The organism is Streptomyces sp. NPDC058457 (assembly GCF_042720695.1).
Lineage (GTDB): Bacteria > Actinomycetota > Actinomycetes > Streptomycetales > Streptomycetaceae > Streptomyces.
Genome location: NZ_JBHXLU010000016.1, coordinates 90,512 through 106,449, shown reverse-complemented (window position 1 = coordinate 106,449; position 15,938 = coordinate 90,512). Strand labels below are relative to the sequence as shown.

The 15,938-nt window shown below is 72.4% G+C and carries 10 protein-coding genes; 9 read left to right on the top strand and 1 reads right to left on the bottom strand.

Annotation, left to right across the window (positions count from 1 at the left end; all coding sequences use genetic code 11):
* Positions 1-102: 102 nt before the first annotated feature.
* Positions 103-2,283, top strand: coding sequence for a DEAD/DEAH box helicase (locus ACFWPS_RS15960; RefSeq protein ID WP_383705288.1), 2,181 nt, complete (start codon positions 103-105; stop codon positions 2,281-2,283).
* Positions 2,284-2,358: 75 nt separating this feature from the next.
* Here the strand turns inward: ACFWPS_RS15960 and ACFWPS_RS15955 are convergent, their stop codons facing one another.
* Positions 2,359-3,360, bottom strand: a complete 1,002-nt coding sequence (locus ACFWPS_RS15955) for a LacI family DNA-binding transcriptional regulator (protein WP_383705287.1) — start codon at positions 3,358-3,360, stop codon at positions 2,359-2,361.
* Positions 3,361-3,609: 249 nt separating this feature from the next.
* Here ACFWPS_RS15955 and ACFWPS_RS15950 point away from each other — a divergent pair, with 249 nt between their 5' ends.
* The 8 genes from ACFWPS_RS15950 (at position 3,610) to ACFWPS_RS15915 (ending at position 15,805) form a co-directional block, all read left to right on the top strand.
* Positions 3,610-4,944 carry an ABC transporter substrate-binding protein gene (locus ACFWPS_RS15950; protein ID WP_383705285.1) on the top strand — a complete coding sequence of 445 codons (1,335 nt, stop codon included), beginning with the start codon at positions 3,610-3,612 and terminating at the stop codon, positions 4,942-4,944.
* 7 nt (positions 4,945-4,951) lie between these two features.
* Positions 4,952-5,899 carry a carbohydrate ABC transporter permease gene (locus ACFWPS_RS15945; protein ID WP_383705283.1) on the top strand — a complete coding sequence of 316 codons (948 nt, stop codon included), beginning with the start codon at positions 4,952-4,954 and terminating at the stop codon, positions 5,897-5,899.
* Positions 5,896-6,753, top strand: a complete 858-nt coding sequence (locus ACFWPS_RS15940) for a carbohydrate ABC transporter permease (RefSeq protein WP_383705281.1) — start codon at positions 5,896-5,898, stop codon at positions 6,751-6,753. The genes ACFWPS_RS15945 and ACFWPS_RS15940 overlap by 4 nt, the downstream gene beginning before the upstream one ends.
* Positions 6,754-6,784: 31 nt before the next feature.
* The gene (locus ACFWPS_RS15935) at positions 6,785-9,511 is read left to right on the top strand and encodes an alpha-mannosidase (protein ID WP_383705279.1); all 2,727 of its coding nucleotides are present in this window, start codon (positions 6,785-6,787) and stop codon (positions 9,509-9,511) included.
* 140 nt (positions 9,512-9,651) lie between these two features.
* Complete coding sequence (locus ACFWPS_RS15930; protein WP_383705277.1) at positions 9,652-12,630, top strand: glycoside hydrolase family 2 TIM barrel-domain containing protein; 2,979 nt, start codon at positions 9,652-9,654, stop codon at positions 12,628-12,630.
* Positions 12,631-12,712: 82 nt separating this feature from the next.
* The gene (locus ACFWPS_RS15925) at positions 12,713-13,420 is read left to right on the top strand and encodes a response regulator transcription factor (protein ID WP_383705274.1); all 708 of its coding nucleotides are present in this window, start codon (positions 12,713-12,715) and stop codon (positions 13,418-13,420) included.
* The gene (locus ACFWPS_RS15920) at positions 13,417-14,934 is read left to right on the top strand and encodes a sensor histidine kinase (protein ID WP_383705272.1); all 1,518 of its coding nucleotides are present in this window, start codon (positions 13,417-13,419) and stop codon (positions 14,932-14,934) included. The genes ACFWPS_RS15925 and ACFWPS_RS15920 overlap by 4 nt, the downstream gene beginning before the upstream one ends.
* A 43-nt stretch (positions 14,935-14,977) precedes the next feature.
* On the top strand, positions 14,978-15,805 hold the full coding sequence (locus ACFWPS_RS15915) for an oxidoreductase (protein ID WP_383705270.1): 828 nt from the start codon (positions 14,978-14,980) through the stop codon (positions 15,803-15,805).
* Positions 15,806-15,938: the final 133 nt, after the last annotated feature.

The window sequence follows — 15,938 nt, the reverse complement described above, 5'->3', positions numbered from 1 at the left end:
TCGGCCCACGACGCGGATGCGCTGCTGTCGGACCTGTGGCAGGCCCTGACCCCCACGGCCCTTGAGGTGGGAGGATGCCCGAACGGCGAGTGAGGGGGGCGCGTGGGGCGGGACGAGCGGGGTGTGGTCGCGAAGGGAGCGCGGCTGGCCGAGGCGGCCCGGAACGTGGTCGATGACCATGGCAGGGCCGTCGAGGCGGTACGGGCGGCACTCAAGCCGATCCACGACGCGGCGGTACGGCGGGAGCTCGACGCCATCCCGGTCGCGCGGCTCCAGGACGTCACCGAAGGCCGGCTGCGGCTCGGCGGCGTCGAACAGAGCGGACTGCGGACGGTGGGCGCGGTGCTCGAAGCGGGCGCGTACCGGCTGCTGCAGATACCCGGTGTCGGGCGGCGCACCGCCGACCAGATGCTCGCCGCGGCCCGCAGGCTCTCCGAGGCCGTGCACGAGACCGTGGCCGTCCATATCGACGTGGACCGGCCGGAGCCGAGCACCACCGCGCTCGTCACCGCCCTGCAGGTACTGGTGGAGGCAGGGCCTCAGGCGCGGCGGGCCCTCGACCGGGCCGGTGCCCTGACGCGACGAATGGAGCCGCTGCTGGCCGACGCCAGGCCCGCCACCGGGCGGTTCCGGATGCTCCTGGCCGGCCGGGAGAGGAAGGCCCGCGCGCTGGCGGCGGTGGCCGGACTCCGTCCGCTGGTGGACGAGGCGGACCGGGGGCGGCTGCCCGAACTGTTCGCGCAGGCCTCGGTGGACCTGCTCCGGGGGCCGTCGTCCGACCTCGCCGCCTGGGCGGACTTCGAACTCCGCTCCGCCGACTACTACGGTCTGCTCGCCGAGATCTCGGGTGCGGCACCCGACACGGCCGCCGCCGAGGGCTTCCTGCCGGACGAGATCGCCGAGCGGGTCCGGGCCCAGCGCCTCGACGACTCGCACCGGCGGGTCTCCCTGCGTGGCTACCAGGCGTTCGGCGCCCGGTTCGCCCTCGCGCAGCGCAACGTGATCCTCGGCGACGAGATGGGCCTCGGGAAGACCATCCAGGCGATCGCCGTGCTGGCCCACCTGGCCGCCGAGGGGCGGAGCCACTTCATGGTGGTGTGCCCGGCGAGCGTCCTCGTGAACTGGACGCGGGAGATCGAGGCCCGCAGCGCCCTGCGCGTGCTGCTCCTGCACGGCCCCGACCGGCGCGACGCGTTCGCCGACTGGCAGGAGCGGGGCGGGGTCGCGGTGACCACGTTCGACGCGCTGCGCGGGTTTCCCGAACCGGGCGGCGGCGAGGTCGGCCTGTTCGTGGTCGACGAGGCGCACTCGGTGAAGAACCCGAAGGCCAAGCGGTCCCAGGCGGTCGCCCGGTGGGCGGAGCGCTGCGAGCGCACCCTCTTCATGACCGGCACCCCGATGGAGAACCGGGTCGCGGAGTTCCGCAACCTGGTCGGCATGCTCGACCGCGGCGTCGCGGAGTCCCTGGACGACGGTGACGCCCTGGCCGGATCGGTCGCCTTCCGCAAGGCCGTCGCCCCCGTCTACCTGCGGCGCAACCAGCGCGACGTGCTGACGGAGCTCCCCAGCCTCCAGCACACCGACGAGTGGGAGGAGCTGAGCGCGTCGGACGAGGAGGCGTACCGCGACGCCGTACGCGCCGGCAACTTCATGGCGATGCGCAGGGCCGCCTACCTGCGCCCCGACAAGTCGGCCAAGCTGGAGCGGCTCCGGGAGATCGTCGAGGAGGCCGGCGAGAACGGGCAGAAGACAGTGGTCTTCTCCAACTTCAAGGACGTCCTGCGCGTGGTCGAGGAGGCGCTCGCCACCGGTACCACGGTCTTCGGCCCGCTCACCGGCGCCGTCCCGGCCGCACGCCGGCAGCAACTCGTCGACGACTTCGCCGCCGCCCCGGGCGCCGCGGTGCTCCTGGCGCAGATCCAGGCCGCGGGCGTCGGCCTCAACATGCAGGCCGCCTCCGTCGTCGTCATCTGCGAACCGCAGATCAAGCCGACCATCGAACACCAGGCGGTCGCCCGGGCCCACCGCATGGGCCAGGTCAGACCGGTCCGGGTGCACCGCCTGCTCGCCACCGGGGGAGTGGACGAGCGTCTGGTGAAGATGCTGGAGCGGAAGACCCGCCTGTTCGACGCCTACGCCCGCCGCAGCGCGGTGGCCGAGGCCACCCCGGACGCGGTCGACGTCTCGGACACCGAACTGGCCCGCCGGATCGTCGAGGAGGAACAGGCGCGGCTGGGCATGACGGCGCCGGAGCCGGAGCGCATCGAGAGAGCCGACGCCTGACACCTCGACGGGAGAACGCGCTGCTCCGGCTCCGGCTCCGGCTCCGTCACCGTCTGGCCCGGAGCCCGGTCACCCCTACGCCGACTCGCGAAGCCGCAGTTCCGCCCCCACCTTCAGCTGGTCGGCGGGCAGTGGGCCGCTGCCGGTCAGCAGCCGGGCCGCCTGTTCGACGGCGAGTGCGCCGAGGCTGCGGGTGTCCAGGGCCACCGTGGTCAGCTGCGGTTCGACCAGCGTGCCGAGCCCCAGGCCGTCGAAGCCGATCAGGGCGAGGTCCCGGGGGACCTGCCGGCCGAGCCGGCGCGCGGCGCGCAACGCCCCTATCGCGATGATGTCGTTGAACGTGAACACGGCGGTCAGGTCCGGGTGCCGGGCGAGGAGTTCCTGGAGCGCCCGCTCGCCGCCCTCGACGCTCTGGTCCGCGCGGGCCACCGAACCGGAGTCCAGCCCGCACGCGGACATCGCGGCGTCGAACCACTCGTGCCGGATGCTCGGCTCGGAGCGTTCCGCGTGGTCGAGCATGCCGATGTGCCGGTGCCCGGACCCGGTCAGGTGCCGTATCGCCGCGTGCACGCCCGCCTCGCCGTCGATCAGGATCGAGCTGAAGCGTTCCGTGCGGTGCTTGCGGTCGATGAGGACGACGGGGAGCCCCCGGGTGAGCCGCGCGATCTCGTCCTCCGGCAGGCTCAGGTAGCCCACCACCGCGTCCACCTGGGAGGCGATCACCTCCAGGGTGCCGCGCTCCTCCTCGACCCGGTCGCCGGTGTCGTACACGACCACATGCCAGCCGCGTCCCCGCGCCGCGTCCAGCGCGGCGGCGGCGACCTCGGTGAAGAACGGGTTGAGCAGGTCGGGGATGACCAGGCCGACGCTGAACGTGTCCTGCCGCACCAGCCCCCTGGCGAACCGGCTCGGCCGGTACCCCAGCGCGAGGGCCGCGTCCAGCACCCGCTGCTTCGTGGAGACGCCGATCTCGCCCTTGTCGTTGAGCGCCCGTGACACGGTCTGCCGGGACACTCCGGCGGCCTCGGCCACATCGTCGATCGTCACCCTGCGGGGTCCGGTTCCCGACGACGCCATCGCGCACCTCCGTGAAATTGCCGACGCGCCCGCGTCGCAGGGACACCGAGTATGCCCGGGTCCGACGTCATGAGCCTTGACACTCCGGCGGACCGGAGCTCACACTCCCAATCAACTTCCCGTTACCGCTCCCGTGAGCGCTCACGTTACCGCTCACGGACCCTTATTCCAACCAGCAGGCAGCCGCCTCCAGGAGTCAATGTCGACCCGCCTGACCACCTTCGCCAGGCGTTCTCTGGAACGGAAGATATGAGCAGCACAGTCACGCGCACCCGCCTCGCCGTAGCAGCGGCCACGGCCGGCATCGTCGTACTCGCCGGGTGTTCCTCGTCCGGTTCGTCGGACAAGGCGTCCGCATCCTCCTGCGAGCCCGCGAAGGGCAAGGTCACCCTCCAGTACTGGAACACCGTTCCGGGCATGGACAAGGTCGTCGACCTCTGGAACAAGCAGCATCCGAACATCCAGGTCGAGACGAAGAACATCTCCAACGACCAGTACGGCACCCTCGGCAACGCCCTCAAGGCGAACAAGGCCCCGGACCTCGCCCAGGTCGGCTACGACGAACTGCCCAACCTGCGCACCCAGAGCGCCTTCGTGGACGCCTCCGCCTGCAAGGCGGCCACCGCGGCCGAGTCGAAGTTCGTGCCGTGGACGTGGTCGCAGACCAGCTTCGGCGGCACCGGCGTGTTCGCGATCCCGCAGGACACCGGGCCGATGGCGCTCTACGTCCGCAGCGACCTCTTCAAGAAGTACGACGTCGCCGTTCCCACGACCTGGGACGAGTACGCGACGGCCGCCGAGAAGCTGCACAAGGCGGACCCGAGCCTCGACATCACGTTCTTCGACCCGAACAACGCCGAGTGGTTCAACGGGCTCCTCTGGCAGAACGATGCCAAGATGTACGGCTACTCCGGCGACAAGTGGCAGGTCAGCGTCGACTCGGCGCAGAGCAAGCAGGTCGCCGACTACTGGCAGAAGCTGATCTCCGAGAAGGTCGTGCGCACCGACCTCGCCCACGGCTCCACCCAGATGTACGCGGCGTACCAGAAGGACCAGATCGCCACCTACGTCGGCGCCGCCTGGGGCTACAGCATGTTCCGCGACAACCTGCCCAAGCAGGCCGGGAAGTGGACCATCGTCCCCATGCCGACGTGGGGTTCGAACGGCTCCTCCGGTGACTGGGGCGGCTCGACCGTCGCGTTCATGAAGGGCAGCAAGCACCTCTACGAGTCGGTGGAGTTCAACACCTGGCTGAACTCCGACCCGGACGCCCTGGCGCTGGAGAACAAGCTGGGCGGCCTGTACCCGGCGGCCACCGCGGGCCTGGACCTGCCCGCGCTGAAGCAGGGCGTGCCCTACTACGACAACGAGAAGATCTTCGACGTCTTCGCCGACGCCTCCAAGAAGATCGACACCAGCTTCGCCTGGGGCCCCACGCAGAAGACCGTGAACCTGGCCCTCCAGGACGCGATGGCCAAGGCCGCGGCCGGCAGCGGCACCCTCAGCGACGCGCTCGCGACCGCCCAGGCCGCCGCGCTGAAGTCGATGAAGGACCAGGCGATCCCGGCGACGGCGGGCAAGTGACCGCGTAATGACCGACCTCGCAACCCGCTCGGCCGGCGTGCGAACCACGCCCCGGGGCCGCCGTCGCCCGAACGGCGGCGGCCCCGGGGCGGCCACCGTCGCCGCCTTCGTGACCCCGTTCTTCCTGCCGTTCCTGCTGTTCTACCTGGTGCCGGTCGGCTACGCCCTCTGGCAGAGCTTCCGCGTCGTGCGCCGCTCCGGCGGCCAGTACGGGACGTCGTACACGACCTTCGGCGGCTTCGAGCAGTACGGGCAGGTGCTCCAGAACGACGAGTTCTGGTCCAGCATCGGCCGCATCGGGCTGTTCGGCATCGTGCAGGTGCCGGTCATGCTGCTCGTGGCCCTGATCATCGCGCTGCTGCTCGACACGCCCCTGCTGCGGGCCAAGGGGTTCTTCCGCATCGTCGCGTTCATGCCGTACGCGGTGCCCGGCGTGATCGCCGCGATCATGTGGTCGTACCTCTACTCGCCCCAGCTCAGCCCGGTCGTCGACCTGCTGAACGGCATCGGACTGCACCCCGACTTCCTCGGCCCGGGTGCCGTGCTCTGGTCGGCCGCCAACGTCTCCACCTGGCTGTGGACCGGCTACAACATGCTGATCATGTTCTCGGCGCTCCAGTCGATCCCGCAGGAGCTCTACGAGGCCGCGAAGATCGACGGCGCCTCCGACTGGACGATCGCCTGGCGGATCAAGGTGCCGATCATCGCCCCGTCGATCGTCCTGACCACCGTCTTCTCGATCATCGGCACGCTCCAGCTGTACGCCGAGCCGGCCGTGCTGCGGCAGATCTCCTCGAACATCTCCAGCACGTTCACCCCGAACATGCTCGCCTACACGGTGGCCTCCGGGAACAACTACCAGCAGGCCGCGGCCATCTCCGTCGTCATCGCCGTCATCACCTTCGTCTTGAGCTTCGGGTTCATGCGACTGACCTCGAAGAAGGCCGGACTGTGAGCACACCGACCGTCACCCGCGAAAACCGGATCAGCCGTACGGCCGCCATGGGGCTGATGCTGCTCCTGGCCGTCTACTTCCTGCTGCCGGTGTACTTCCTGGTCGTCGCGTCGACCAAGCCGCAGGGCGACCTCGCCTCCACCAACGGGCTGGTGTTCTCGCACTTCAACCTGTTCGAGAACCTCCACACCCTGTTCACCCGCAGCGACGGCATCTTCGGCCGCTGGGCCCTCAACACCGTCCTGTACGCGGTGCTGGGCGCGGCCGTGGGCACCCTGATCTCCGCGCTGTGCGGCTACGCCCTCGCCAAGTTCCGGTTCCGCGGCCGGGAGTTCCTGTTCTCCGTCATCCTCGGCGGTGTCCTGGTGCCCACCACCGCGCTCGCCCTGCCGCTGTTCCTGCTGTTCTCGGCGACCGGGCTCGTCAACACCTACTTCGCGGTGTTCCTGCCCAGCATCGTCAGCCCGTTCGGCGTCTACCTGGCGCGGATCTTCGCCAACGCCTCCGTGCCGCAGGAGCTGATCGAGTCGGCGCGGCTGGACGGCGCCGGCGAGTTCCGCACGTTCTTCTCGGTGGCGTTCCGGCTGATGACCCCGGCCCTGGTGACCATCTTCCTGTTCCAGTTCGTGGCCATCTGGAACAACTTCTTCCTGCCGATGGTGATGCTCCAGAAGGAGTCCCTCTTCCCGATCACGCTCGGCCTGTACGAGTGGAACGGCCAGACCGCCCGCGCCCCGCTGCTCCAGCAGTCCATCATCACCGGCTCGCTGGTGTCGATCCTGCCGGTGATCGTCGTGTTCATCCTCCTCCAGCGGTTCTGGCGCACCGGCCTGGCCGCCGGCTCGCTCAAGTGACGCCCCCCACGCACAGAAGGTGTCTCCTTCCATGACCGACTCCGCCGTGTTCGTACCCCACTTCCACTGGGACCGGGAGTGGTACGAGCCGTTCCAGGTGTTCCGGCACCGCCTTGTCGCCGCCCTCGACACCGTGCTGGAGACGGCCGAGGCCGACCCCGGCTTCCGGTTCACCGTCGACGGGCAGATGGCCGCGGTCGAGGACTACCTGGAGATGCGGCCGGAGAACCGCGACCGGGTCGCGGCCCTGGTCCGCGAGGGCCGGCTGGCCGTCGGGCCGTGGCTGATCCTGCTCGACGAGTTCCTCTGCTCCGGCGAGACCATCGTCCGCAACCTCCAGATGGGCTGGGCGGCCGCCGAACGGCTCGGCGGCGCGATGCCGATCGGCTATCTGCCGGACATGTTCGGCCACATCGCGCAGATGCCGCAGATCCTGGCGCGGGCCGGTATCGAGCACGCGGCGCTGTGGCGCGGGGTGCCCGGCACGGTCGACGGGCACGCCTTCCGCTGGCGCGCGCCCGACGGCTCCGAGGTGCGCACCGAGTTCCTCTTCGACGGGTACGACAACGGTCTCGACGTCCTGCTCGTGCCGGACCAGATCAGGCGGGCGCTGGGCGAGTACGCCGGGATGACCGCCGGGCGGTGGGGCGGCGACCCGCTCCTCGCCATGGCCGGCACCGACCACAACGCGCCCGACCCGCGGCTCGCGGACTGGCTGCGGAAGGCCTCCGGCGAAGAGCGGCCGATCACCGTCGCCACGCTCGACGAGTACATCCGCAAGCACGCACGGGACGAGGTGACCGCCGTCGTCACCGGCGAACTCCGCAGCCACGTGCGGGGCAACATCCTCCCGGGCGTGCTGTCGGTACGGCTCGGGCTCAAGCAGCGGATGGCCGCCGCCGAGCGGACCGTCGACCACGCCGAGCGGATGAACGCCCTGTGGTCCGGCCGCGACGACGCCAACTTCCTCGCCCTCGCCTGGCACAAGGTCATCGAGTCCACCGCGCACGACTCCGTGGTCGGTTCCGGCACCGACGAGACCTGCGACCAGGTCGCGGCCCGCCTCGCCGAGGCCGCGCAGACCGCCCGCGCGGTCCGGGACGCGGCCCTCGCCGAGCCCGCCGCCGGGGTGCCCGGCGACGCCTACCTGGTCGCCAACCCGCTGCCGGCGCCGCGGACCGCGCTCGTCGAGGTGGACGTGGTGGCCGCGCCGAAGGGCAGCACGCTGGTGGCGACCACCGCCGACGGCTCGGCGCACCCCGTACAGCTGGTCTCCCAGGCGCCCACCGTCCTCAGCGACGAGCGGCTCGACGCCTCCCAGCTGGAACGCGTCCTGCGCCGGATCCACCGCCGCGAGCTGTTCGGCCTGCTGATCAACGGCTACGAACTCACCCCGAACTCCCTGGTCTTCCACCTCGCCGAGGTCCCGGAAGGCCCCTTCGACCTGATGACCCTGCGCGGCGAGGTCGCCGCCGCGGCCGCGGCCCACCCGGGGGAGTGGCGGGTACTGACCCTGGCCCAGGCCCGGGCCACCGCACTGGTTGCCGTACCCGTCCCGGCCGCCGGGCTGGCCGCCTTCCGGGTCGAGGCGGGCGAGCGGCCCGCCGCCCCCGCGACGCCGGGCGCGACGGCGACGGCGGACGCCCTCTCCAACGGCCTGGTCCGGGTCGCGGTGGCCGCCGACGGCACACTGGACGTGACCGGCGTCGACGGCACCGTCCTGTCCGGCGTCGGGCGCCTGGTCGACGGCGGTGACCGCGGCGACAGCTACAACTACGCCCCTCCGGCCCACGACGTGCCGGTGTCCGAGCCGACCCGCGTCGACGTCGAACTCCTCGAAAGCGGCCCGCTGCGGGCCCGGTTGCGCGTCACCCGCGTCTACGACTGGCCGGAAGCGCTCGCCGACGGCGACCGGGACCGGCGCAGCGGCCGTACCGTCCCGACCCCCGTGGACATGCTGGTGGAAGTACGCGCGGGCGAGCCCTTCGTCCGGGTCTCCACGGCGTTCCTGAACCGGTCCGCCGACCACCGGCTGCGCCTGCACGTCCCGCTGCCCGTGCCCGTCACCGGCTCCGCTTCGGCCGGGCAGTTCGCCGTCACCGAGCGCGGCCTGACCGCCGAGGGCGGCTGGGGCGAGTACCCGATCCCGACCTTCCCGGCGAGCACCTTCGTGTCGGCGGGCCCGGCCACCGTGCTGCTCGACCACTCCGCCGAGTACGAACTCGTCGACGACGGCTCCGCACTCGCCGTCACCCTGCTGCGTGCCATCGGCTCCATCAGCGTCAACATCCACCCCCTGCGCGACGAGCCCGCGGCGAGCGAGATCCCCGCCCCGGGCGCCCAGGACCTGGGCATGCGCATCGAGAACCGGTTCGCCGTGCTGCCCTGGGCGGCCGGCTGGCAGGGCGCGAACGCGGTCGCCCTCGCCGACGAGTTCCGGGGCGACTGCCTCGTCACCCGCGGCACCGCGCCCGGCGGCGGCCCGCTGCCCCCGGACGCGAACGGCGTGCAGGTCGACGGCCGGGACGTGCACGTGTCGAGCATCCGCCGCGTCACCGACCCCGAGCACGGGCCCGGCACCGAGGTCCGGCTGGCCGCGATGCGGGACACCGCGACGGCCGTCCGCGTGACCGGCGCCTTCACCGGGGCGACCACGGTCGACCTGCTCGGCCGGCCGATCGCCCCCGAACCGGTGCGGGACGGACTCGACCTCGTCCTCGGCCCCTGGGAGATCCGCACGGTGGTGCTCCGCTGGTAGGGCCGCGATGTGCCGTCTGTCGTCTGCCGGTCCGTCGTGGCTGGTCGCGCAGTTCCTCCCCCAGCCTTCGGCCGGGGGTACCCCCAGCGCCCCTTCGGGGGCGCTGCAGCTCCCCCCATCATCAAGAAAGTTGTGACGTCTTGCCCTCCGAGCTCTCCGCGTACGTATCGGACCCCACCCCGTGGCACGGCGCCCTGCGCCCGGCCCGCTCATGGCTGCACTCCGACGCCCCGTCCCGCTCGCTGAACGGCCCCTGGCGCTTCCGGCTGTCGCCCACGGCGGCCGTGGCCGAGGAGTTCGCCACCGAGGACTTCGACGACCAGGGCTGGGACAGCATCCCGGTGCCCGCCCACTGGGTGCTGGAGGGCGACGGCGCTTACGGCCGGCCGGCCTACACGAACATCCAGTTCCCGTTCCCGATCGACCCGCCGCACGTCCCCGACGAGAACCCCACCGGCGACTACCGCCGCCACTTCGACCTCCCCGCGGACTGGTCGGACGCCGAGCGCATCGTGCTGCGGTTCGACGGGGTCGAGTCGCTGTTCCGGGTGTGGGTGAACGGCGTCGGGATCGGCACCGCGAGCGGCAGCCGGCTGGCCCACGAGTTCGACGTGACGTCGGCGGTCCGCGCCGGTGACAACGTCGTCGCCGTACGGGTGCACCAGTGGTCGGCGGCCAGCTACGTCGAGGACCAGGACCAGTGGTGGCTGCCCGGCATCTTCCGGGACGTCACCCTGCTCGCCCGCCCGGCCGGGGGCATCGAGGACGTCTGGCTGCGCACCGGCTACGACGGCGGGCGCGGGCGCCTCGACCCGGAGGTCACCGCAGGTGCGGCCGCGTTCCCGGTCACCCTGCGCATCCCCGAACTGGGCGTGGAGCGGGTCTGGGAGACGGCGGCCGACGTGGCGCCCGTCGACGTCCCGGAGGTGGCGCCGTGGTCGGCCGAGCTGCCCCGGCTGTACGACGTGACCGTCTCCTCGGCCGCCGAGACCATCGCCCTGCGCATCGGTTTCCGCACGGTCGAGATCCGCGGCGACCAGTTCCTGGTCAACGGCCGCCGGGTCGTCTTCCACGGCATGAACCGGCACGAGGCCCACCCCGAGCGCGGCCGGGTCTTCGACGAGGCGCACGCCCGCGCGGACCTGGCCCGGATGAAGCGGTTCAACGTGAACGCCATCCGCACCAGCCACTACCCGCCGCACCCCCGGCTGCTCGACCTCGCCGACGAGCTCGGCTTCTGGGTCGTCCTCGAATGCGACCTGGAGACCCACGGTTTCGACAAGGTCGGCTGGGTGGGCAACCCGACCGACGACCCGGCCTGGCGCGCGGCCTGCCTGGACCGCATCGAGCGCACCGTCGAACGGGACAAGAACCACCCCGGCGTCGTCATGTGGTCGCTCGGCAACGAGGCCGGCACCGGAGCCAACCTCGCCGCCATGTCCGCCTGGGTGCACGCCCGCGACCCCGAGCGCCCCGTCCACTACGAGGGCGACTACACCGGCGAGTACACCGACGTCTACTCCCGGATGTACGCGACCGTGCCGGAGACCGAGCAGATCGGCACCGACGGCTCCCGTACGCCGCTGCTCGGCTGCACCCCCGCCCAGGGCGCCCGGCAGCGCACCAAGCCGTTCCTGCTCTGCGAGTACGCCCACGCCATGGGCAACGGTCCGGGCGCCCTCGACCAGTACGAGGAACTGGTCCACCGCCACCCGCGACTGCACGGCGGCTTCGTCTGGGAGTGGCGCGACCACGGCATCCTGGCCACGGCCTCCGACGGGACGCCGTACTACGCCTACGGCGGCGACTTCGGGGAGGTCGTGCACGACGGCAACTTCGTGATGGACGGCATGGTGCTCAGCGACGACGTGCCGACGCCCGGCCTGCACGAGTTCAAGGCGGTCGTCCAGCCGGTCCGGTTCGCCTTCGACGGCGACAAGCTCGACATCACCAACCTGCGGCACTCGGCCGACACCTCCGACCTGCGCTTCCGCTGGCGCGTCGAGTTCGACGGCATCCCCGTGGAGGCGGGGGAGTTGGAGACCCCGCTGCTCGCGGCGGGCGAGTCGGGAAGGGTGCCGCTGCCCGCGATCGCGGTGGCCGCGGACGCCGAGACCTGGCTGACGGTCGAGGCGGTGCTGGCGACGGAGACCGCTTGGGCACCCGCAGGCCACGAGGTCGCCACCGCCCAGCTGGACTGCTCGGTACGGCGGCCGGTGCCCCCCGTCCGGCCCCGGTCCGGCTGGCGGCCGGGCGAGGGGACCCTCGCGCTCGGCATCGCCGAGTTCACCGGCGGATCCCTCACCCGGCTCGCCGGGCGGTCCGTGACCGGGCCCCGGCTGGAGCTGTTCCGCGCCCCGACCGACAACGACGAGGGCACCGCCGACCGGCTGGAGGGCAGCGACGCCAGCGCCGAGGGGGTCTCCAGCGCCGAGCTGTGGCGCCGGGACGGACTCGACCGCCTCACCGCACGGCGGATCAGCGTGGAGCACGCCACCGACGCCCTGCGCACCGTCGACCGGGTCTCCGCCGCGCACTCCGCGCTCTCGGTGACCTTGGAGTCGGTCTGGTCGGTCGAGGACGGCGAGCTGGAACTGCGCGTGGAGATCGAGCCCGGGCGCGGCTGGTCGACGGTGTGGCCGCGGATCGGGGTGCACTTCGAACTCCCCGACGAGGCTGCCCCCGTGGACGGCGCCGAGTGGTTCGGACTCGGCCCGCTGGAGTCCTACCCCGACAGCCTCCGGGCGGCCCGCACCGGCCGGTTCTCGGCCACCGTCGGGGACCTGTCGGTGGACTACGCGCGCCCCCAGGAGACCGGCCACCGTTCCCAGCTCCGCCGCCTCACGCTGACCAGCGGCGACACCGGGACCCTGCGCATCGACGCCCTCCCCGACACCCGCGGGCGGCGCCCCGGCTTCACCCTCGCCCGCCACACCCCGCAGCAACTCGCCCGGGCCGCCCACCCCTTCGAACTCCCGGAGTCCACCACGAGCCACCTCGTCATCGACGCGGCCCAGCACGGCCTCGGCTCCCGCGCCTGCGGGCCGGACGTGTGGCCGGAGTTCGCGCTGCGCCCCGAGGCCCGCACCCTCAGGCTGCGCTTCACGGCTGGCGCCTGAGCCACCGGATCTGACAGCCCGACAGCTCTTTCACAGTCCGCACCCACGCGTCTCACGGCCGGGAGGTGGACGGTCACCGGCCATGAAGTTATCCACCGGTACCCCACGGATCCTGGTCGTGGACGACGAGAAAGACCTGACCGACCTGCTGGTGACGGTGCTGCGGGCCGAGGGCTGGCGGACCGAGCCGGCGCTGGACGGCGCGACGGCGCTGCGGGCGGCCCGCGGCTTCCGGCCCGACGTGGTCGTCCTGGACCGCGGACTGCCCGACCTGGAGGGCCTGGAGGTGCTGCGGCGGCTCCGGGCCTACCGGCCGGACCTCCCCGTGCTGTTCCTGACCGCCCGGGAGAGCGTGGAGGACCGGGTCGCCGGCCTCTGCGCGGGCGCCGACGACTACGTGCCCAAGCCGTTCGACCTCGACGAGGTCGTGGTCCGGCTGCGCGCCCTGCTGCGCCGCTGCGACGCGGCAGGGGCGGGCGGCTCGCTGCTCGCGGTCGGCGACCTGACCCTCGACGAGGAGACCCGGCAGGTGCACAGGGCCGGCACCCCGGTCCGGCTCACCGCCCGGGAGTTCGAGCTGCTGCGCTATCTGATGCGGCACACCGGCCGGGTCCTCGGCCGGGCGGAGCTCCTCGACAACGTCTGGGCCGGCGAGGCCGACCGCCACCTGAGCATCGTCGAGAGCTACGTCAGCTACCTGCGCCGCAAGATCGAGCGCGACCGTTCCGTCCTCATCCACACCGTGCGCGGCGTCGGCTACCTGATGAAGCCCGCCGAAGCGAAGCGATGAGACGCGGCCTGCGCCGGCCGCGCAGCCTGCGCTCCCGGATGATCCTCTCCAGCAGCCTGCTGCTGGCCGCACTCTCCGTCGTGATCATCGCCATCACCGGGCTGACCATGCGCAGCTATCTGATGACCGGCCTCGACCAGCGTCTCGACGCCCTCGCCGAGCACTCGTCGGCCGCCCGCGGCCAGATCGGCGCCCCGACCAGCGGCCTGCCCTACCTCAGGGCGTTCGGGGTCCCGGCGGGCACCATCGGCGTCTCCGTGGCCGGCCGGCACGGCTCGGCCACCATCCGGCACGCGGCGGTCGTGGCCGGCTCCGGGGAACTGACCGCCCCGACCGCCGGACAACGGCGGATCCTCGCCACGGTCGAGGCCGACGGCCACCACCACACCCTGGACCTGCCCGGCCGCGGCACCTACCGGGTCAAGGCCGTGCGGGCCGACACCCGGAACACCGAGATCACCGTCGTCACCGCGCTGTCGGTGCACCCGGTGGACCGGATGCTCGGCCGGCTGCTGGCCGTCGAGTCGGCGATCGCGGCCGCCGCGCTCGCCGTCGCCGCGCTGATCGGGGCCACCGTGATCGGCCGTCAGTTACGGCCCCTGCAACGCGTCGTCGCCACCGCCACCCGCATCTCCCGCGAACCACTCGGACACGGCGAGGTCCGCGCCCTGGAACGGGTGCCGGAGGCCGACTGCGCCACCGAGACCGGCCGGCTCGCCGAGGCCGTCAACCGGCTCCTCGGACACGTCGAGAGCGCCCTCGCCGACCGCTACGCCACCGAACTGCGCATGCGGGACTTCCTCGCCGACGCCGGCCACGAACTGCGCACCCCGCTCGCCTCCGTCGCAGGACATCTCCAACTGGTGCGCCGCGCCCCGAAGTCGGCGGCCCCGCAGGCCGAGTACGCGCTGGGCCGCATGGAGTCCGGCATCGGCCGGATGCGCACCCTCGTCGAGGACCTGCTGCTCCTCGCCCGCCTGGACACCGGCCGTCCGCTGGCCCACGAGGAGGTGGGCCTCGGCCCGCTGCTCGCCGAGGCCGTGGCCGACGCCCGCGCCGCCGGACCCGACCACCGCTGGGAGTTCCTGATGCCGGGCAACCTGGTGCTGGTCGAGGGCGACCCGGACCGCCTCCACCAGGTCGTCGCCAACCTCCTCGCCAACGCCCGCACCCACACCCCGCCCGGCACCAAGGTCACCGTGACCGTCCGGACCGTCGGCGACCAGGCGGTGGTCCGGGTCGCCGACGACGGCCCCGGCATCCCGCCCGAACTGCTGCCCCGCGTCTTCGAGCGGTTCGCCCGCGGTGACGCCTCCCGCTCCCGGGCCACCGGCAGCAGCGGCCTCGGCCTCGCGATCGTCGCCGCCGTGTCCGCCGCCCACGCGGGATGCGCGGAGGTCAGCAGCGAACCGGGCCGCACGGTGTTCACCGTACGGCTGCCGCTGTGCCCGGCGTACGCCGGTGAGGTGAACCCGCCGAGGAAACCCATTGGACGTGAACTCCCTTACGGGTGAGGGTGGTTGGCTGGACGCACAGCACGGAGCAGGGAGACGGGACATGACCAGGATCTGGCTCATCACCGGCGCGAGCAGCGGCTTCGGCCGGGCACTCGCCGAGGCCGCGCTCGCCGCGGGCGACACCGTGGTCGGGGCGGCCCGGCGCCCCGAGGCACTGGCGGAGCTGGCCGCCGCCCACCCCGGCCGGGTGGACCCGGTCCGCCTGGACGTCACGGACACGGCGGCGATCGAGCCGGCCGTACGGGACGTGATCGCCCGCCACGGCCGGATCGACGTCCTCGTCAACAACGCGGGCCGCACGCACGTCGGCGCCTTCGAGGAGACCACCGACGCCGAACTGCGCGACCTCTTCGACCTGCACGTGTTCGGCCCGGCCGCGCTGGTCCGGGCGGTACTGCCGCACCTGCGCGGACAGCGCTCGGGAGCCATTGTCCAGATGAGCAGCATGGGCGGGCAGATGTCCTTCGCCGGCTTCTCCGCCTACAGCGGCACGAAGTTCGCGCTGGAGGGCATGTCCGAGGGACTCGCCGACGAGGTGAGGGAGTTCGGGATCAAGGTGCTGATCGTGGAGCCGGGCGCCTTCCGCACCTCGCTCTTCGACACCAGCAGGGCCGGGGCCAGCTCCGACACCGGCGTGTACGCCAAGGTCGCCGAGACCCGCGGCTTCGTCGAGGGCGGCGACGGCAGCCAGCCCGGCGACCCGGCCAAGGCGGCCGCCCTGATCCTGGCCGCCCTGGACGCCGAGGAGACCCCGCTGCACCTCCCCCTGGGCGACGACGCGGTGACCGCCGTACTGACGCAACTGGACGTCGTACGAAGGGACATCGCGGCCTGGGAGAAGCGGACACGGGCCACCGACTTCGACTAGGCGCCCCGCGGGATGTGCCGTCGTCCGTGTGCGGCGCCGTCGTGGCTGGTCGCGCAGTTCCCCGCGCCCCTTTGGGGCGCGTTGTTGCGGACGCCAGCTGTAGCGTCCCGTAAGGGGCGCGGGGCTGTGTCCG

What these genes read in the sequence shown, in the direction of transcription:
- ACFWPS_RS15955 (WP_383705287.1), bottom strand. Translation starts at nt 3,360, where the DNA reads ATGGCGTCGTCGGGAACCGGACCCCGCAGGGTGACGATCGACGATGTG.
- ACFWPS_RS15950 (WP_383705285.1), top strand. Translation starts at nt 3,610, where the DNA reads ATGAGCAGCACAGTCACGCGCACCCGCCTCGCCGTAGCAGCGGCCACG.
- ACFWPS_RS15945 (WP_383705283.1), top strand. Translation starts at nt 4,952, where the DNA reads ATGACCGACCTCGCAACCCGCTCGGCCGGCGTGCGAACCACGCCCCGG.
- ACFWPS_RS15935 (WP_383705279.1), top strand. Translation starts at nt 6,785, where the DNA reads ATGACCGACTCCGCCGTGTTCGTACCCCACTTCCACTGGGACCGGGAG.
- ACFWPS_RS15925 (WP_383705274.1), top strand. Translation starts at nt 12,713, where the DNA reads ATGAAGTTATCCACCGGTACCCCACGGATCCTGGTCGTGGACGACGAG.
- ACFWPS_RS15920 (WP_383705272.1), top strand. Translation starts at nt 13,417, where the DNA reads ATGAGACGCGGCCTGCGCCGGCCGCGCAGCCTGCGCTCCCGGATGATC.
- ACFWPS_RS15915 (WP_383705270.1), top strand. Translation starts at nt 14,978, where the DNA reads ATGACCAGGATCTGGCTCATCACCGGCGCGAGCAGCGGCTTCGGCCGG.